Below are 18,541 nucleotides of genomic sequence, written 5' to 3'. Positions count from 1 at the left end.
GCAACGTCGCACCCACGTCCGACGTCCGCGTCGTCGTCATCGACTGCACCGACACCGGCGCGTCCCCGCCGACCGCCACGGATCCGACCTGGATCCGCCGGGACGGGCGGCGGGGCGCGACGGGCCGGGCCGGCACCTCGGGCAGGCCCAGCGGCACGGCCGTCACGGCGTCACTCCCGGTTCCCGGAGACGGTCTCGCGCATGGCCCGCAGCGACTCCTTCAGGGAGCCCATGGTGGCGAGGACGGCGGTCGGCTCGTAGCCGCAGTGCGCCATGCAGTTGGCGCAGCGCGGGTCCTTGCCCCGCCCGTACTTGTCCCAGTCCGTCTCCTCGATGAGTTCGCGGTACGTCGGCACGTAGCCGTCGCTCATCAGGTAGCAGGGGCGCTGCCAGCCGAAGAGGGAGTAGTTGGGGATCGCCCACGCGGTGCACGGGAAGTCGACCTTGCCCTCCAGGAAGTCCAGGAAGAGCGGGGAGTGGTTGAGCCGCCACTTGCGCCGGTTGCCGCCCGCGAAGGCCTTCTTGAACAGCTCGCGGGTCTGGGTCACACCGAGGAAGTGCTCCTGGTCGGGGGCCTTCTCGTAGGCGTAGGCGGGCGAGATCATCATCTCGTCCACCTTCAGGTCGTCGTTGAGGAAGTTGAGGACCTCGACGACGGTCTGCGGGGTGTCGGTGTTGAAGAAGGTGGAGTTGGTGGTCACCCGGAAGCCGCGCCGCTTGGCCTCCTTGATGGCCTCCACCGCCTCGTCGAACACCCCTTCCTTGGCCACGGACTCGTCGTGCCGCTCACGCAGCCCGTCGATGTGCACCGCGAACGCGAAGTAGGGCGACGGCGTGAATTTGTCCATCTTCTTGCGCAGCAGCATGGCGTTGGTGCACAGGAAGACGTACTTCTTCTTGGCCACCAACTGCCGCACGATCTCGTCGATCTGCGGGTGCATCAACGGTTCGCCACCGGCGATGGACACCATCGGCGCGCCGGACTCCAGCACCGCGCCCACGGCCTGGGCGACCGGCATGCGCTGCTTGAGCACCCCGGCCGGGTGCTGGATCTTGCCACAGCCCTCGCATTTGAGGTTGCAGGCGAACAGCGGTTCCAGCTCGACGATGAGCGGGAACTTGTCGCGCCTGCGCAGCTTCTGTTCGGCCAGGTATGTAGCGACCTTGATGGACTGACGCAACGGCATGGCCATCTGGCTCACCTCCGAGGGAGCAACAAAGAACGGTGCCATTCGAAAAAAGCGGGAAGGACCGAGCGAAGAACGCGGAAAGCCGATATTCCACCGCGCACCGTGCCGATCCGGACGAGTTCATGTTCTGGAGCGTCCACGACCACCCGGACGGCCGCAACCGGGCGCTCGCCCGCCCGGACGGCGCCCAGCAGCGTGGCCGCCGACTCCATGTCGACGGCGATCGCGCCGGTTCCGAGCAGGTCGGCGCGCTCGTGGCCGCGGACGACGTGGTCGGAGCCGGTGACCGGCCCGGTGTGGACGGTGCGGCCGGGCAGGGCCCGGACGAGTTCCTTGACCAGCAGGTCGGTGCCCACGCAAGGGACGCTGCCGCGCGGGTCGCGGGTCTCCTCGGCGACGACCAGGTCGCCGGGGTGCATGCCGGGGGCGAGCCCGGCACAGAACCCGGTGGCCAGTACGGCCGCGTCGGCCAGGGCCGGCTCGGCGAGCAGCCGGGTGACGGACCGTTCCGCCGCCCGGGGGCCCATCCCGGTCCGCACGAAGGTCACCGGCCCGGACGCGCCCTGGGTGCCCGGCTCGCCGCCGGGGCGCGTCCGGCCGGTGGCCCTGCGCCGGGCGCCGCGGTCGCCGGTGCGCAGGGCGAGGTGCTCGATGCCGAGCGCGCAGGCGATCAGCAGCGGGACCGGGGCGGGCTGGGCGCTCATGTCAGGTCCCCTGGGCCTCGGCGCCGGCCCGGGGGGACCCGCCGCCCTCGGTGAGCGGGATGGCCTTGGTGAGCGAGCCGGCCTCGGTGCGCAGACCGGACTCGGTGCGCGGGCCCGCCTCGGTGGGCGGTTTCGGCGTCTCCCGGCGCGGCTTCCTGGCCTGGGCGAGCGGCGGCCGCTCGAACGGGTCGCCGTGCAGGTACCGGCCGAGGGCGGTGAGCGGGAAGACCTGGCGGTAGAGGTGGTAGTTGATGGAGAAGTCCCAGGGGAAGCCGGTCCCGGTGAAGTACGGCTCGTCCCAGGAGCCGTCCTCGGCTTGAGTGCCGGCCAGCCACGCGATGCCTCGCTCGACGGCCCCGGACTCCCTCTCCCCCGCCGCGAGCAGTGCCATCAGCGCCCAGGCGGTCTGGGAGGCGGTGGAGGCGCCGCGGCCGCTCCACTCCCTGACGTACTTGTAGGAGCGCAGGTCCTCGCCCCAGCCGCCGTCCTCGTTCTGGACCTTCTCCAGCCAGGCGACCGCCCGGCGGATCGCGGGGTGCGAGCCCGGCAGGCCCGCCGTGGTCAGCGCGGGTACGACGGAGCCGGTGCCGTAGACGTAGTTGACGCCCCAGCGGCCGAACCAGGAACCGTCCTGCTCCTGTTCGGCGAGCAGCCACTCGATGCCGCGCCGGGTGCGCGGGTCGTGGGCGAGACCCTCGGCGGCGAGCATCTCCACGACGTGCGCGGTGACGTCGGCGGACGGCGGGTCGATGACCTCGCCGAAGTCGCAGAACGGCAGCCGGTTCGGGAACGGGCTGGTGTTGTCGACGTCGAAGGCGCCCCACGCGCCGTTCTTCGACTGCATCCCGAGGTTCCAGCGCACCGCGCGCCCGATGGCGTGGTCCATCCGCTCCGGGTCGTGGTGGCGGACCCGGCGCAGGGCGAGGGCGACCTCGGCGGTGTCGTCGATGTCGGGGTAGTTGTCGTTGTGGAACTCGAACGCCCAGCCGCCCGGCGGCAGCTGGGGCCGCTTGACGGCCCAGTCGCCGGGCCGGACGATCTCCTCGCCGAGCATCCAGTCGGCGGCCTTGACCAGTTGCGGGTGGTCGGCGGGCAGCCCCGCGTCGGCCAGCGCGATGGTGGCGAGGCAGGTGTCCCACACCGGGGACTGGCAGGCCTCGATCATCCGGGCGCCGTCCTCGCGCCAGACCGCGAACCGGTCCAGCGAGGCGAGGCCCTCGCGCATCACCGGGTGCTTCAGGTCGTAGCCCATCAGGTGCAGGGCGATGACCGAGTACACGGCCGGTGGCTGGATGCCGCCCCAGCAGCCGTCGTTCTCCTGCCGCTCGATGATCCAGCGGGCGGCGGTGTTCATCGCGGCCCGGCGCAGCCGGCGCGGGGCGACCTTGCGGAGCCGGTGCAGCGCCTTGTCCAGCCGCTGGAACGCACCGTCCCAGCTCGCCACGGGCGCCAGCGGCTGTTGCGGGTTGGGCCGGGCCGGGTCGGTGTGCAGCTCGTCCAGCGCGAACGGGGCCGGGCGGACCGGGCGCTTGGCCGAGACGATGGTGAGCGGCACGATGGTCTGCCGCGCCCAGCAGCCGAAGTCGTAGATGTTGAGCGGCATCCAGCTGGGGAACCAGATCAGCTCCGGCGGGAGTTCGGGCAGGTCCTCCCACTTCCACCAGCCGAACAGGGCCAGCCAGATCCGGGTGAAGACGCGGGCGGAGGCGATGCCGCCGCGCTCGCGGACCCAGGCGGAGGCGCGGGCCATGTGCGGCGCGTCGGGCGCGTCACCGGCCAGCCGCAGGGCGACGTACGCCTCGATGGTGGCGGACAGTTCGCCGGGGCCGCCGTAGAAGGTCGCCCAGGTGCCGTCCTCGCGCTGCTCGCCCCGGATGAACAGGGCGGCGGCGCGGGTCGTCGCCTCGTCGCGGATGCCGAGGAACTGGCGGAGCAGCAGGTCCTCGGCGTCCATGGTGACGTTCGTCTCCAGGTCGCCCTTCCACCAGCCCTGGGCGTCCTGCCGGGAGAGCAGGAAGTCGGTGGCCCGGCGGGCGGCGAGTTCGGCGGCTTGGTGTACCCCGGCCGCCGCGGGGGAGGTGAGGTCGGTGTCGCTGGCCGCGGCAGCGCGGGGCGGCAACGTCGCCCCGGTGCTTCCGTCGGTCGTCGCTGTCATGGCTTCCCCTTCGTGCAGTCGTGCGAGTCGTGCTGCTGTGGGTCCGCCGTCGGCCGGTGCGCTGGCTGCTCGCCGCACCGGCCGGCGACTACGCGAGGACTATTGGCCGATAGTGATCATCTCTTTCGTACGACGACGAAGTCGGCGAGTGCCGTGAACGCGGCCCGCACCCGGTCGGGCATGTCGACGGCGTCGAGGGCTTCGATGGCGATGGTGTGCTGACGGCGGGCCTCCTGGGCCGTCCACTCGCGGCCGCCCGCCTCCTCGATGAGGGCGGCGCGGGCCGCGAACTCCTCCTCCGAGAAGTTCTCGAAGTCGCTGGCCTTGGCGTCGGCGGCGAGGATCTCGCCGAGCCGCTCCGAGGCGTCGCCGCCCGCCGCGAGCGCGGCCACCACCGGCAGAGACTTCTTGCGCTGGCGCAGGTCGCTCCAGGTCTGCTTGCCGGTGGCGTCCGGGTCGCCCCAGATGCCGAGGAGGTCGTCGACGGCCTGGAAGGCCAGGCCCAGGTGGTAGCCGTACCGCTCCAGGGTGTCGGCGGTGCGGTCGTCGGCGCCGCCGAGGACCGCGCCGATCGAGGAGGCGCACGCGAGGAGCGCGCCGGTCTTGTTGCCCTCCATCTCCAGGCACTCCTCGACGCTGACCCGGTCACGGTGCTCGTAGGAGATGTCCTGCGCCTGACCGTCGATCAGGGCGCGGGTGGCGGTGGTCAGTCGGCGGGTGGCGCGGCCGGCCTCGACCGAGCCGAGTTCGAGGAGGACCTCGTTGGCGAGGGCGAACAGGGCGTCGCCGACCAGGATGGCCTGGGCGGGTCCGTGCACCTTCCAGACGGTGTCGCGGTGCCGGCGCTGCTCGTCGCCGTCCATCAGGTCGTCGTGCAGCAGGGAGAAGTTGTGGACCAGTTCGACGGCGACCGCTCCGGGGACGCCAATCTCCGGCATGGCGCCGGTGACCTCGGCGGAGAGCACGGCGAGGGCGGGGCGGACGGCCTTGCCGCCGTCGCCGTCGGCGGGGTTGCCGGCCGCGTCGATCCAGCCGAAGTGGTAGGCGGCGACCGTGTCCATGGGAGGCGCCAGGCGGTCCACGGCCGCCCGCAGGACCGGGGTGGCCAGCGTCCGGCCGCGCTCCAGCAGCGCGGTCACGTCCACCGCGTCGGCGGCTGTCGGGGCCGGGGGCACAGCGGGCACAGTGTCTCCTCTTGTTGCGGTACCGGAGATGCGGAAGCCTGCCACCGGCCCGTCCTGATCGAGCATCAGGCCGCCTCCTCGAACGCGAAGAGGTGGCTGGGGCGGGGCCGGCCCAGGGTGCGCAGCGCGGCGTCGGCCGCGCTGACTCCGCTGCGGACCGCACTCTCCATGGTCGCGGGCCACCCTGTGGCGGTCCACGCTCCGGCCAGGTACAGGCCGGGTGCCTTGGTGCGGGCGCCGGGCCGCAGCCGTCCGACGCCGGGGGTGGGCGCGAACGTCGCCGTACGCTCCCGGGTCACGAAGAAGTCCTGCACCACGGCGCGGCGGGTACCCGGAACGAGCCGTTCCAACTCGGGCAGGTAGCGCTCGCGCAGGACGGCGACCGGCGTGTCGATCTCGTCCTGGGCGGCGGACTGGGACACCGCCAGGTACTGGCCGGCGCGCAGCCCGGACGCGGCGGTGCGGTCGAACACCCATTGCACGGGGGTACCGAGGGCCGCGAAGAAGGGCCGGGCGAGCACCTTGCGGTCGTACACGACGTGGAGGTTGAGGATCGGGGCGGTGCCGATCCCGAGGAGCCGTTCGGGGGCGTCGAGGGCGCCGGGCGGCAGCAGGTCGTGGGCCTCGCGCTGGGCCACGGCGAGGACGACGGTGTCGGCCGTGAGCGTCTCGCCGGGAACCTGAACGCTCCACCCGCCCTTCTCGTAAGGGGAGATGGAGGTGACGCGTGTACGGACCTCGGTGCGCACGCCCGCGGAGTCGAGCGCCTTGCGGGCCAGCCGGTCGTGCAGTTCGCCCAGCGGGACGTGGGCCCAGCCGATGTCGGCCGCGCCCGGCTCGGACAGCAGACCGGTCTTGAACACCATCGCGGCGAGCCCGAGCGAGGCGTCGCCGGCGACCGCGTTGAGGGTGGCGACCCCGACCAGGTCCCACAGGGCCTCGACGGCGCGCGCCGACTGGCCGTGCCCGGCCAGCCAGCCGCCGAAGTCCTGGGTGTCCAGAGCCGGGTCGGCGAGGTCGAGCCCCTTGAGCGCGAGCGCGGCCCGCCCGACGGCGGCGCGCTCGGCGAGCGAGAGGTGCGGATAGGTGGCCAGGCTGCGTCCCAGGTGGAGGGGGACGGGCAGCGGGTCGCGCCGCAGCCGGCCGAGTCGTCGTCCCTCGGGCTTGGCGAGGTCGACGACGGGCACGTCCAGGCGGTCCTGCAGCGGGGCCAGCGCCGCGCCCTCGATCCGGTCGAGGAACCAGCGGTAGGCGGTGCAGCAGCGCAGGTACACGTGCTGGCCGTTGTCGACGGTCAGGTCGCCGCGCTGGAAGGAGAAGGCGAGGCCACCCAGTCTGGGCCTGCCTTCGAGCAGGGTGACGCGGACGCCGGCGTCGGCGAGGGCGAGCGCGGCGGTGATGCCGGCGAGTCCGCCGCCGATCACGACGGCGCTGCGGCCTGCCGGTCCGGGTGTGTCAGCGTGCGCCCCCTCCGGGCGCGAGCCGTCGCTCATCGTGCGTCCTTCCGTGCGTGCCGGCTGTGCTGGTTGAACCGTGCACGTCCGGCCGTCGCAGTCAGGGACGCCACGCCGCAGCGGAGGGTTGCGTCATGGAATACACCGGTGGCGGACACCGGGGCCACGGGGTCCATCAGGCACGCCTCCTGACGGCGCGCCGGGTCACGTGCCGGGTGTCGAGGCCGGACAGGCCGCGTACGGCGACGTAGGCCTTCTCGCGTCCGGGCAGCGAGACCCGGCCGCGCAGCACGGCCTCCGGCTCGCGCTCGATGCGGTCCAGCAGCCGGCGGTAGATGCCGGCCATGGCGGCGACGCAGGCGCCGCTGCGCCGGTCGAGCATGGGCAGCAGCCGGTAGCCCTCGGCGAACAGGGCGCGGGCCCGGCGGACTTCGAAGTGCACGAGGCCCGCGAAGTCCGAGCCCTCCGGCGGGGTGGGCCCGTCGAACCCGGCCGAGCAGCCGAACTTGGCGAGGTCGTCGGCGGGCAGGTAGGTGCGGCCGCCCTCGGCGTCCTCGCGGACGTCCCGGAGGATGTTGGTCAGCTGCAGCGCGAGACCGAGGGTGTCGGCGTACTCGGACGCGCGTTCGGCGCCGCGCGCGCCGGGTTCGGTGCCGAACACGCCGAGCGAGAGACGGCCGATGGCCCCGGCCACGCAGCGGCAGTAGACCTTCAGGTCGTCCCAGGTCTCGTAGGTCTCGCCGCGCACGTCCATCTGGACGCCGTCGATCAGCTCGTCCAGGCCGCCGAGCGGGATCGGGAAGGCGCTGGCGGCGTGGCTGAGGGCGACGGCCACCGGGTCGGTGTCGTCCTCCTCGACCTCGCCGGCCCGGATCCGGGTGAGCAGCGCCCGGGTGTCCTCCAGGCGCGCGACCTTGGCCTCGCCGGGCAGGTCGCCGTCGCCGATGTCGTCGACACGCCGGGACAGGGCGTAGAGCGCGGACATGGCGCGCCGCTTGGGCGCCGGCAGCAGCCGGATGCCGTAGGCGAAGTTGCGGGCCTGCTGCCCGGTGACGGTCTCGCAGTAGCTGTAGGCGGCGAGTACCGGTGCGGACGCGTGTGGCTCGGGATCCACGGTCCGGATCACCTCTCTCCTCGCAGGGTCACGCCCACCTCACGCAGCAGCTGAACCCTGCCGGATCCGGGCGGGCCGGGAAGTACGTCGTAATCAGCGGCGGCGATCGCCCTGATCGCCGCCCTTCCCCCCGCCACGAACCCTGCGAGCAGCAGCTTCAACCTGCCGTGGACGCTACCCACCAGGGGGGCGCCTTCATTCAGCAGATCGCGGGCGCGTTGGGCTTCGTATGCAACCAGGGCGCGCACCGACGCGCCCGTGGTTTTCGCGGCGAGGTCCGCTTCCTGGACGTGAAAGCGTTTCATGTCCTCGGCGGGCAGGTAGATCCGGTCGCGGCCGAAGTCCTCGGCGACGTCCTGGAGGTGCTCGACGATCTGCAGTGCGGTGCAGACCGCGTCGGACAGCCGGACCCGCTCGGGGCTGGTGGTGCCGGTGACGGCGAGGACGAGGCGGCCGACGGGGTTGGCAGACAGCTCGCAGTAGGCGAGGAGGTCGTCGTAGGTCTCGTACCGGGTGACGAGCTGGTCCTGGCGGTTGGCCGCGATCAGGCCGAGGAACGGCTCGGGGGTGAGCGCGCGGCGGCGGACGGTGGGCTGCAGTCGGCGCAGCAGGGGGTGGTGCGGGCGGCCGTCGAAGACGCGGCGCAGATCGGTCTCGAAGGCGTCGAGGACGACCATGCGGTCCTCCGCCTCCGTGGCCGACACGCCGAGGATGCGGGCGTCGGCGCCGCCGGGGGCGAGGTCGCCGTCGCCGATGTCGTCGACGAGACGGGCGAAGCCGTACACGGCCATCAGGTCCTCGCGCCACGCCCGGGGCAGGAAGAAGGGGGCCACGGGGAAGTTCTCGCTCGCGGCCTTGTCGAGGGTGGCGCGCTCCGTGTCGGGCGCCGTGTCGCCGCCGGTCACCGCTCGCTGCCCGGGAAGGGGACGGCACATGCTGCGTTGAGCTGGGGAGTTTCCGTAGCCATTGCCGTCACATCTCCCGTTCTACACTGCCGACCCAATACACACTATTTCGGACACGCCGCCCGGCCGTCCGTGGGGCCGCACCGGCGGAGGGTGTCGCGCATTATCGCCCCACTTGCCGCTTTCCGGGACCGGTACAGCTTACGTTGTACAACGCGACGTGGCCCGTCGGGGGTGTCCTGCACAACACAACAACACACCGATTGGTGTCAAGATTCCTGAGCCTGACCGGAGTTGACGCTTCCTTTGCAGACTCGGGCCCCGCCGGACGGGTTCCGGCGGGGCCCTGGGCCAAACGGGTCACTTGCCGGTGAACTTCTCGTACTCCTTGAGGACCTCTTCGGTGGGGCCGTCCATGCGCAGCTCACCGCGCTCCAGCCACAGCACCCGGTTGCAGGTGTCGCGGATGGACTTGTTGTTGTGGCTGACCAGGAAGACCGTGCCGGCCTCCTTGCGCAGCTCGCGGATCCGCTCCTCGGAACGCTTCTGGAAGGCGCGGTCACCGGTGGCGAGCGCCTCGTCGATCATCAGGACGTCGTGGTCCTTGGCCGCGGCGATGGAGAACCGCAGCCGGGCCGCCATGCCGGAGGAGTACGTCCGCATCGGAAGGGTGATGAAGTCGCCCTTCTCGTTGATCCCGGAGAACTCGACGATGCCCTGGTAGCGCTCCTTGACCTCCTCGCGGGACATGCCCATGGCGAGGCCGCCCAGGATGACGTTCCGCTCACCGGTGAGGTCGTTCATCAGGGCCGCGTTGACGCCCAGCAGGGAGGGCTGGCCGTCGGTGTAGACCTTGCCCCGCTCGGCGGGCAGCAGGCCGGCGATGGCGCGCAGCAGCGTCGACTTGCCGGAGCCGTTGGAGCCGATGAGGCCGATGGCCTCGCCCCGGTAGGCGACGAAGGAGACGCCCTTGACGGCGTGCACCTTGCGCACGCCGCGCTCCTCGCCCCGCTTGATGATCCGGCTGAGCGCGGCGGTCGCGCTGCCCTTGCCGGTCTTGGCCCCGTTGACCCGGTAGACGATGTGCAGCTCGTCCGCGATGACGGTCGGACGCCGGTCCTGGATGTTCTGCTCAGCCACGGCCGTACCTCTCCTCCGCCTTCCAGAAGTACACGAAGCCGCCGGCGAACACGGCCACGGCCCAGAACAGGGCGAGCGCCCACACGTGCGGCGGCAGGTTCGAGGCGCCGTAGCCGTCGATCAGCGCGTAGCGGATCAGGTCCATGTAGACGGCGGCCGGGTTGGCCTGGAGCGCCCGCGCGATCCACTCGGGGCGGCCCGCCAGCATCGTGGTGATGGAGAACATGACGCCGGACGCGTACATCCAGGTGCGCAGGATGAACGGCATCAGCTGCGCGAGGTCGGGCGTCTTGGCGCCCGCGCGGGCCACGATCAGCGCGAGTCCGGTGTTGAACAGGAACTGCAGCGCCAGCGCGGGGATGATCAGCAGCCAGGACAGGCTCGGGTAGCTGCCGAAGCCGATCGCCACGATGAACAGAACGATCATCGAGAACAGCAACTGCTGGAGCTGCTGGAGCGCGAAGGAGACCGGCAGCGCGGCGCGCGGGAAGTGCAGGGCGCGGACCAGGCCGAGGTTGCCCGAGATCGCGCGCACGCCCGACAGGACCGAGCTCTGCGTGAACGTGAACACGAAGACGCCGGTGACCAGGAACGGGATGTACACGTCGTGGGACATGCCCCGGCTGGCCTTGAGGATCAGGCCGAAGATGAGGTAGTACACGGCCGCGTTCAGCAGCGGGGTGGCGACCTGCCACACCTGGCCGAGCTTCGCCTGGCTGTACTGGGCCGTCAGCTTCGCCTGGGAGAAGGCGAGGATGAAGTGGCGCCGTCCCCACAGCTGCCGGACGTACTCGCCGAGCGAGGGCCGGGCGCCGCTCACGGCGAGCCCGTACTTGTCGGCGAGCCGTGCCGCCGTCAGTCCCTCGTCGGGCGACGGGGCCGCGCTCACCGCGACGCCTCCGTCATGGGTTCTCTCACTCACGGGTGGAAACTTTCGTCCTCGAGTTCGTCGTCGAGCTTGTCTTCGAGCTTGTCAGATGATGGGGGGCCGGCCCAGTCGGGTCAGCCGCCACACCGTACGCCACCGCATGGGCCGGCGGGGACCGCAGGGGCTGGTCCAGCCCTCCCGGAAGCCGCCGAACCAGGCCTTCAGGGCCGCTGTGGAGGGGCGGCGCGCCAGCGTGAGCAGCAGCCAGACCCCGAGGTAGACCGGGACCAGCGGCGCGGGGAGGTTGCGGCGGGCGAGCCAGACCCGGTTGCGGGCGACCATGCGGTGGTAGACCGCGTGCCGGGACGGGGCGGTCGTCGGGTGGAACAGCACCATGTCGGACCGGTAGTCGATCAGCCAGCCCGCGTCCAGGGCCCGCCACGCCAGATCGGTCTCCTCGTGGGCGTAGAAGAACTCGTCCGGCAGGCCGCCGACCTCGGCGAAGACCCGGGTGCGCACCGCGTTGGCGCCGCCCAGGAACGTGGTGACCCGGGAGGAGCGCATCGGGTCGGAGGCACGCAGCCGCGGCACGTGCCGGCGCTGGGTGACGCCGGTCTCCGGGTCGGCGATGCGGAAGCTGACGATGCCGAGCCTCGGGTCCGCGGCGAAGGCCTCGCGGCACAGTTCGGCGGTGTCGTCCTGGGCGAGCAGCCCGTCGTCGTCGAGGAAGAGCAGGACGTCGACGTCCTTGCCGCCGGGCCCGAAGGCCTCGATGCCGACGTTGCGCCCGCCGGGGATGCCCAGGTTCTCGGGCAGTTCGACGGTCCGCACGCCCGCGGGGACGTCCGGGACGGGCGAGCCGTTGCCGACGACGACGACCTCGACCGGGTCGCCCTTCTGCCTGGCGACCGAGTCGATCAGGGCGCGCAGTTCGTCGGGGCGGTTGCCCATGGTGATGATCACCGCGCCGACTTTCAGGCCGGAAGCCATCGCACTCACCTCAGCCTGCTGGACGCGAGGATGGACACCAGGTGCAGGAGGGTCTGCAGTACGGCGATGCCGGCGAGGACGGCGGTGCCGAGCCGGGTGAAGAACAGGTCACCGCGGATCTGGTCGATGATCGCGAGGACCAGGATCAACAGGGCGGCCTCGATGCCGAGGATCAGCCGGTGGAACTTCAGCGCGGAGGCGGCCCGGCGGGCCAGCGCCATGCCGGAGGAACGCGGCTCGGACGCCGCCTCCTTGACCGGTGGCCGCCCGGTCTGGTGCCGGGCGACACCGACCAGGTCGGTCTCGGCCTTGATCAGGATCGCGCCGAGGGCGGCGAGGGTGCCGAGGAAGGCCCACAGCCAGTCGATACGGCCGTCGCCCCACAGGTCGGCGGCGCGCAGCCCGAGTCCGACCAGGACGGCCGCGTCGGTCAGGTAGGCGCCGACCCGGTCGAGGTAGACCCCGGCCAGCGAGTACTGCTTCCGCCAGCGGGCGATCTCGCCGTCGACGCAATCCAGCAGCAAATACAGCTGGGTGGCGACGACTCCGAGGACGGCGCCCGCGACGCCCGGCACCAGCAGGGCCGGGGTCGCGAGGACGCCGCAGACGGTCATCAGGTACGTGAGCTGGTTGGGCGTGATCCTGGTGTTCACCAGGAAGCGGTCGACGCGCAGGGACACCTCGCGCATGTAGAGGCGTCCCGCCCAGTGCTCACCGCTGCGCCGGTCCTTCACCCCGGCGGGGTGGACGACCGGTCTGAGTTCAGCTACCGATGGCCTTGACATAGTCGGCGTAGATGTCCTTGATCTGGGTCGTCTTGAGGTCGAGGTGTTCGAGGATCGTGTAGCGGCCGGGCCTGGTCTCCGGGGCGAAGGCCACGGCGCGGACGAACTCGTCCACGGTGAAGCCGATCTCCTCCGGCAGGACCGGGAGGCCGTGCCGGCGCAGCACCGTGGCCATGTACGCCGACTCCTCGTGCGCCCCGCGCAGGTACATCGCGAAGGCGGCGCCGAGGCCGCACTGCTCACCATGGGCGGCGGCCCGCTTGGGGTAGAGCAGGTCGAAGGCGTGGTTGATCTCGTGGCAGGCGCCGGAGGAGGGGCGGGAGTCGCCCGACACGGACATGGCAATGCCGGTGAGGACCAGTGCCTCGGCCAGGACCTGGAGGAAGCCGTCGTCGCCGACGCCGCCGGGGTGGCGCAGCACCGCCTCGCCGGCCTGGCGGGCCATGGCGGCGGCGAGTCCGTCGATCTTCTCGCCGTTGACGCGGTGGGACAGTTCCCAGTCGGCGACGGCGGAGATGTTGGAGATGGCGTCGCCGATGCCCGAGCGGACGTACCGGACGGGTGCCTCGCGGATCACGTTGAGGTCGATGACGACCGCGATCGGGTTCGGCACCCCGTAGGAGCCGCGGCCCGCGTCGTTGTCGAGGGTCGCGACCGGTGAGCACAGGCCGTCGTGCGCGAGGTTGGTGGCGACGGCGACCAGCGGCAGGCCGACGCGGGCCGCGGCGAACTTGGCGCAGTCGATGATCTTGCCGCCGCCGAGGCCCACGACCGCGTCGTAGTGGCCGCCCTTCATGTCGCCCGCCAGGCGGACCGCGTCGTCGATGGTGCCGCCGCCGACCTCGTACCAGGTGGCGCCGGGCAGCGAGGGCGCGATGCGCTCGCGCAGCCGGGCGCCCGAACCGCCGCTGACGGCGATGGCGAGCCGGCCCGACTGCGAGATCCGCTCGTCGGCGAGCACGCATCCCAGGTCGTCGAGGGCACCCGCGCGGATGTCGACGACGACCGGTGAGGGGATGAGCCGGGTCAGTACTGGCACGCGATCTCCCGTCCCCGGGCGAGATCGTCGTGGTTGTCGATCTCCACCCACGCGACGTCGCCGATCGGCGCCACGTCGATCCGGAAGCCGCGGTCGACCAGTTCCTGGTAGCCGTGCTCGTAGAACTGCTGGGGGTCGGCCTCGAAGACGGTCTTCAGCGCGTCGGCCAGCTCGGCCGCCGCGTCGCCCTCGATGAGGGTGACGCCGATGTACTCGCCCGTCGCCTCGGCCGGGTCCATCAGCTTGGTGATCTTCGTCATGCCCTTCGCGGGATCGACGACGACCTTCATCTCCTCGTCGGCGAGCGACTTCACCGTGTCCAGGGCGAGGATGATCCTCTTGCCCTCGCCGCGGGCCGCGAGGAGCGTCTTCTCGACGGAGACCGGGTGCACGGTGTCGCCGTTGGCGAGGATCACGCCGTCCTTGAGGGCGTCCCGGCCGCACCACAGGGAGTAGGCGTTGTTCCACTCCTCGGCCTTGTCGTTGTCGATGAGGGTCAGCTTGACGCCGTACTTCTGCTCCAGGGCGGCCTTGCGCTCGTACACGGCCTCCTTGCGGTAGCCGACGATGACCGCGACCTCGGTCAGACCGATCTCGGCGAAGTTCGCGAGGGTCAGGTCCAGGACCGTGGGCTCTCCCTCTATGCCCGCGGGGCCCACCGGCACCAGAGCCTTGGGGAGGCTGTCGGTGTAGGGGCGAAGACGCCGTCCGGCGCCGGCCGCCAGCACGAGGCCGATCATGCGGGTTCTCCTTCATCGTGTACGGCTGGGGCTCCTGCGGAGACCCAGAAGCGGATGCTCTCGAAGAGCACCACGAGGGCGACGGCCACGGCGAGGACCGTGAGCGCGACCGTGAACTGTGCGGCCGTGAGCACCGCGGCGAGGACGGTGGCGAGCAGCGTCCGCCCTTCGTGCCCCCCGATGGCGCGCACCAGCCCGGCCGGCGGCGCCCCGGCGTTACCGCGGATGCGGTACACCGTGTCGTAGTGATGGTAGGCGACCGCCGCGACCAGGCCGAAGGCCGCGGGGAGGGCCCCGTGCACGTCCGCGTGGGCCGCGAGGATCAGGACGGTGCCGTACTCGGCGGCACGGAAGAGGGGCGGGACCAGCCAGTCGAGGGCGCCCTTGAGGGGGCCCTCGACGGCGAGGGCCGAGGTGAGGACGTAGAGCACGGCCCCGGCGACGGGCAGCGGCCCGCCGAAGCCGGTCAGCGCCGAGCAGGCCGTGACGGCGACGCCGCCCAGCAGCGCGACGGCGGGTACGGCGAGGCCGGGCAGCCGCTTCCCCGACACCCGGGCCACGGCCTGCGCGAGGGGGCCCGAGTCGGCGAGGTCCGCCAGCGCCCCCGCCGCACGGTCGGTGCGCCGCGCCTTGCGCGTCAGCGAACGCAGCACCCGGCCCGCCGTGGTGTAGGTCGCGGCGAAGGCACAGCCGATCAGGAGGACGTAGAAGGTGATCCGGGGGGTGGTGACGGCGGTGAGGACCGCGATCATCGCCCAGCGTTCGCCGATCGGCAGGACGATCATCCGGCGCAGCCAGACCGTCCAGCCGACGCTGTCCAGCTTGTCGGAGAGGGCGGCGGTGGGGCTGGTGTTGGCGGTCGCGTCGTGGTTGGCCTCGTTGAAGGAGAAGTCCACGACGTGCCGGCAGGTCTGCAGGACCATCGCGCCGAGGGCGAGGGCCCACACGTCGTCGCCGCCCCGGGCCGCGCCGAGGGCGAGGCCGGCGTAGTAGGCGTACTCCTTGGCCCGGTCGAAGGTGGCGTCGAGCCAGGCGCCGAGCGTGGAGTACTTCAGCGCGTAGCGGGCGAGCTGGCCGTCGGTGCAGTCCAGCACGAACGACGCGATCAGCAGCACGCCGGCCGCGACGAACCCGCCGCGGCTGCCGGTCGCCGCGCAGCCGGCCGCGATCAGGGCGGTGAGCAGCGAGGCGGTGGTGACCTGGTTCGGGGTGAGGCCGCGGCGGGCGCACCAGCGGGCCAGGTAGCGCGAGTACGGGCTGATGCAGAAGGTGGTGAAGAAGCCGTCGCGGGACTTGACGGCCGACTTCAGGCGTACGGCCTCCTCGTCGACGGCCGCGACGGCCTGCCGGACCTCGTTGCGGGCCTGCGGGTCCGCGGGTACGGCGGCGACGAGGCTGCCCAGTTCCGGGCGGTGCACGGCACTGCCGTCGGCGTCGAGGGCGGTGCCGACGCGGTCGGCGAGACTGCCGACGTCCCCCAGGGTCGTCTGGGCCCGCGCGGGCGCTCCCGCACCGGCCGTGGCGCCGCCGGAGGTCTCGCGGGCCATGGCCCGGGTCAGCGCCTGCCGCGCGGCGGGCTGGGCGGTGACGGCACCGGTGACCGCGGCGAGCGGGAACCGGGGGTCGGTGAGGCCGAGGCGCAGCGCGTGGGTGTGTCCGACGAAGCGGGCGTCGACGAGGGCGACGCGGCGGTCACCGGGGACGGCCGCGAGCAGGGACTCCGCCTCGGCGGCGTCGGCGGCCACTCGCACGTCGAAGCCGAGGGACCGCAGATCGTTCTCGAGGGACGATCCGGGGACCGGCTGACCGGTGACGATGGCGGTCGACAACCGAACTCACTCCCTGGGTGCCGGCGTGTCGACGCCGGTCTGCTGCGTGGTGGGGCACCCTTGCTGCGCGGCACCCGGGCGGCTTGTCGGCAGAGGCTATCGGATGCCGCGAGACCTCGGTTCACCGGCCGTTCACGGGCCGGCCCACGGTTGCCGCCCCGGCCGTTGCCGCGATCATCATCGGGGATCCGGGGGCCGCCCGACAAACCCGAGGGCGCAGATCCGGGCATCGGGGACATGGGCGTGGGGGCGGATTCCGCGGCATAGGGTGGGCCACCATGACGTGGCTGATCACCGGCGGGGCCGGATACATCGGGGCGCATGTGGCGCGGGTCATGGCCGGGGCCGGGGAGCGCGTGGTGGCACTGGACGACCTGTCGGCCGCCGTGCCGGAGCGGCTGCCCGCCGAGGTTCCGCTGGTGAGGGGCTCCACGCTGGACGGGGAGTTGCTGGGGCGGGTCTTCGCCGAGTACGGCGTGACGGGTGTGGTGCACCTCGCGGCGCGCAAGCAGGTCGCCGAGTCGGTCGCCGGGCCGGTCCGGTACTACCGGGAGAACGTGGGCGGCCTGGCCACCCTGCTGGACGCCGTGGCCGGCGCCGGGATCCGGCGGCTGGTGTTCTCCTCGTCGGCGGCCGTGTACGGCAACCCGGACGTGGACCTGATCACCGAGGACACCCCGTGCGCGCCGGTCAACCCGTACGGCGAGACGAAGCTGGCCGGGGAATGGCTGGTGCGGGCCGCCGGGCGGGCGCACGGGATCTCGACGGTGTGCCTGCGCTACTTCAACGTGGCGGGCGCGGCCGCGCCGGAACTCGCGGACACCGGGGTGTTCAACATCGTGCCGATGGTCTTCGACCGGCTCACCCGTGACGAGGCCCCGCGGATCTTCGGCGACGACTACCCGACGCCGGACGGCACCTGCGTGCGGGACTACATCCACGTGGCCGACCTCGCCGAGGCGCACCTCGCGGCGGCGCGCCGGCTCACCAGGGAGGACCACGGCGGCGATCTCACGCTGAACATCGGCCGCGGCGAGGGCGTCTCGGTGCGGGAGCTGATCACGGTCATCGGCGAGGTCTCCGGCGACCGCCGCCCCGCCGTGGTGGAGGGCCGCCGTCCCGGCGACGCGCCCCGCGCGGTCGCCTCCGCCGAGCGGGCCGCGAAGACCTTGGACTGGCGCGCCCGGCGCGGGGTGCGCGAGATGGCGGAGTCGGCCTGGCAGGGCTGGCGGCTGCACCACGGCCAGTGAGACGCCCGGCGCCCTGACCTGCGGTTGGTTTGCCCAGGTCAGGGCACATGACAACGGTGTTCAGTGCCGCGTTGCCCGATACCCCCCACCCGTAGTTGACTGGCCTTCCGGACCGAACGCGCAAGTGGCGGAAGAGGCGGTTTTCATGGGGGCTGGGCACGACCACGGGCACGCGCACACCCATGTGCCGGCCACGGGTACGGCCACGGCCGCGTACCGGGGACGGCTGCGCGTCGCGCTGGCGATCACGCTGGGCATCATGGTCGTGGAGATCGCGGGCGGCCTGCTCGCGGACTCCCTGGCGCTCATCGCGGACGCGGCGCACATGGCGACGGACGCGCTGGGCCTCGGCATGGCGCTGCTCGCCGTGCACTTCGCGAACCGCCCGCCGAGCACGAACCGCACCTTCGGGTTCGCGCGCGCCGAGATCCTCGCCGCCCTGGCCAACTGCCTGCTGCTGCTCGGTGTGGGCGGCTATGTGCTGTACGAGGCGGCGCAGCGGTTCGCGACGCCCGCGGACACCCGGGGCGGGCTGATGGTCGTGTTCGGTCTGATCGGCCTGGTGGCGAACTCCGTGTCGCTGACCCTGCTGATGCGCGGGCAGAAGGAGAGCCTGAACGTGCGCGGCGCCTTCCTGGAGGTGGCGGCGGACGCGCTGGGCTCGGTGGCGGTGCTGATCTCGGCGGCGGTGATCCTCACCACCGGCTGGCAGGCGGCCGACCCGGTCGCCTCGCTGGTGATCGGCCTGATGATCGTGCCGCGGACGCTGAAGCTGCTGCGCGAGACGCTGGACGTGCTGCTGGAGGCGGCGCCGAAGGACGTCGACATGGCCGAGGTGCGGGCGCACATCCTGGACCTGGACGGCGTGGAGGACGTGCACGACCTGCACGCCTGGACGATCACCTCGGGCCTGCCGGTGCTGTCCGCGCACGTGGTGGTCAGCTCGGAGGTGCTGAACGCGATCGGCAACGAGAAGATGCTGCACGAGCTGCAGGGCTGCCTGGGCGACCACTTCGACGTGGAGCACTGCACGTTCCAGCTGGAGCCGGGCGGGCACGCGGAGCACGAGGCCCGGCTCTGCCACTGAGGGCGTCTGCCACTGAGGGCGTCTGCCGCTGAGGGCGTCTGCCACTGAGAGCGTTCAGGTGCGCTCAGGTGTTCGACGGCCCGGGAAGGTTCCGCGGCGGCGGGCGC

Annotated in this window: 18 protein-coding genes; 2 read left to right on the top strand and 16 right to left on the bottom strand. The window is 72.2% G+C overall.

The window, feature by feature from the left end; translation table 11 throughout:
- The 16 genes from ABZ854_RS26375 to ABZ854_RS26300 form a co-directional block, all read right to left on the bottom strand.
- Nucleotides 1–166 (bottom strand): flavodoxin-dependent (E)-4-hydroxy-3-methylbut-2-enyl-diphosphate synthase (locus ABZ854_RS26375; protein WP_361215089.1); only part of this gene is annotated, 166 nt, incomplete at its 3' end.
- A gap of 4 nt (nt 167–170) precedes the next feature.
- A complete protein-coding gene (gene hpnH / locus ABZ854_RS26370) occupies nt 171–1,193 on the bottom strand; it encodes an adenosyl-hopene transferase HpnH (RefSeq protein WP_361215079.1) in 1,023 nt (340 codons plus the stop codon).
- Between the two features lie 5 nt (nt 1,194–1,198).
- A complete protein-coding gene (locus ABZ854_RS26365) occupies nt 1,199–1,894 on the bottom strand; it encodes a 1-hydroxy-2-methyl-2-butenyl 4-diphosphate reductase (protein WP_361215077.1) in 696 nt (231 codons plus the stop codon).
- Between the two features lies 1 nt (nt 1,895).
- Complete coding sequence (shc, locus tag ABZ854_RS26360) at nt 1,896–4,049, bottom strand: squalene--hopene cyclase (protein ID WP_361215075.1); 2,154 nt, start codon at nt 4,047–4,049, stop codon at nt 1,896–1,898.
- Nucleotides 4,050–4,165: 116 nt separating this feature from the next.
- On the bottom strand, nt 4,166–5,299 hold the full coding sequence (locus ABZ854_RS26355) for a polyprenyl synthetase family protein (RefSeq protein WP_361215073.1): 1,134 nt from the start codon (nt 5,297–5,299) through the stop codon (nt 4,166–4,168).
- Nucleotides 5,299–6,726 carry a hydroxysqualene dehydroxylase HpnE gene (hpnE, locus tag ABZ854_RS26350; protein WP_361215071.1) on the bottom strand — a complete coding sequence of 476 codons (1,428 nt, stop codon included), beginning with the start codon at nt 6,724–6,726 and terminating at the stop codon, nt 5,299–5,301. The genes ABZ854_RS26355 and hpnE overlap by 1 nt, the downstream gene beginning before the upstream one ends.
- Entirely contained in the window at nt 6,723–6,863 is a 141-nt protein-coding gene (locus tag ABZ854_RS26345; RefSeq protein WP_361215069.1) for a DUF6380 family protein, read from the bottom strand. The genes hpnE and ABZ854_RS26345 overlap by 4 nt, the downstream gene beginning before the upstream one ends.
- On the bottom strand, nt 6,863–7,813 hold the full coding sequence (gene hpnD, locus ABZ854_RS26340) for a presqualene diphosphate synthase HpnD (protein ID WP_361215067.1): 951 nt from the start codon (nt 7,811–7,813) through the stop codon (nt 6,863–6,865). The genes ABZ854_RS26345 and hpnD overlap by 1 nt, the downstream gene beginning before the upstream one ends.
- Nucleotides 7,810–8,736 (bottom strand): squalene synthase HpnC, encoded by a 927-nt coding sequence (gene hpnC / locus ABZ854_RS26335; RefSeq protein ID WP_361215065.1) that lies wholly within the window; start codon nt 8,734–8,736, stop codon nt 7,810–7,812. Before hpnC ends, hpnD begins: the two co-directional genes overlap by 4 nt.
- Before the next feature lie 330 nt (nt 8,737–9,066).
- Entirely contained in the window at nt 9,067–9,846 is a 780-nt protein-coding gene (locus ABZ854_RS26330; protein WP_361215063.1) for an ABC transporter ATP-binding protein, read from the bottom strand.
- Nucleotides 9,839–10,768, bottom strand: coding sequence for an ABC transporter permease (locus ABZ854_RS26325; protein ID WP_361215061.1), 930 nt, complete (start codon nt 10,766–10,768; stop codon nt 9,839–9,841). Before ABZ854_RS26325 ends, ABZ854_RS26330 begins: the two co-directional genes overlap by 8 nt.
- Nucleotides 10,769–10,819: 51 nt before the next feature.
- On the bottom strand, nt 10,820–11,704 hold the full coding sequence (locus ABZ854_RS26320; protein WP_361215059.1) for a glycosyltransferase: 885 nt from the start codon (nt 11,702–11,704) through the stop codon (nt 10,820–10,822).
- A gap of 5 nt (nt 11,705–11,709) precedes the next feature.
- Nucleotides 11,710–12,489 carry a CDP-alcohol phosphatidyltransferase family protein gene (locus tag ABZ854_RS26315; protein WP_361215058.1) on the bottom strand — a complete coding sequence of 260 codons (780 nt, stop codon included), beginning with the start codon at nt 12,487–12,489 and terminating at the stop codon, nt 11,710–11,712.
- Nucleotides 12,467–13,528: an iron-containing alcohol dehydrogenase family protein gene (locus ABZ854_RS26310; protein ID WP_361215056.1), complete on the bottom strand. Its 1,062-nt coding sequence runs from the start codon at nt 13,526–13,528 to the stop codon at nt 12,467–12,469. Before ABZ854_RS26310 ends, ABZ854_RS26315 begins: the two co-directional genes overlap by 23 nt.
- On the bottom strand, nt 13,516–14,268 hold the full coding sequence (locus ABZ854_RS26305) for a phosphocholine cytidylyltransferase family protein (RefSeq protein WP_361215054.1): 753 nt from the start codon (nt 14,266–14,268) through the stop codon (nt 13,516–13,518). Before ABZ854_RS26305 ends, ABZ854_RS26310 begins: the two co-directional genes overlap by 13 nt.
- On the bottom strand, nt 14,265–16,097 hold the full coding sequence (locus ABZ854_RS26300) for a DUF5941 domain-containing protein (protein ID WP_361215052.1): 1,833 nt from the start codon (nt 16,095–16,097) through the stop codon (nt 14,265–14,267). The genes ABZ854_RS26305 and ABZ854_RS26300 overlap by 4 nt, the downstream gene beginning before the upstream one ends.
- 278 nt (nt 16,098–16,375) lie before the next feature.
- Here ABZ854_RS26300 and galE point away from each other — a divergent pair, with 278 nt between their 5' ends.
- Both galE and ABZ854_RS26290 read left to right on the top strand, forming a co-directional pair.
- A complete protein-coding gene (gene galE / locus ABZ854_RS26295) occupies nt 16,376–17,347 on the top strand; it encodes a UDP-glucose 4-epimerase GalE (protein ID WP_361215050.1) in 972 nt (323 codons plus the stop codon).
- A gap of 145 nt (nt 17,348–17,492) precedes the next feature.
- Nucleotides 17,493–18,434: a cation diffusion facilitator family transporter gene (locus ABZ854_RS26290; RefSeq protein WP_361215048.1), complete on the top strand. Its 942-nt coding sequence runs from the start codon at nt 17,493–17,495 to the stop codon at nt 18,432–18,434.
- Nucleotides 18,435–18,541 lie beyond the last annotated feature (107 nt).

Source organism: Streptomyces sp. NPDC047028 (assembly GCF_040644095.1).
In the GTDB taxonomy this organism is placed as follows: Bacteria; Actinomycetota; Actinomycetes; order Streptomycetales; family Streptomycetaceae; genus Streptomyces.
The sequence above is the reverse complement of the archived record's forward strand: the minus strand, read 5'-3'. Positions and strand labels throughout refer to the sequence as shown.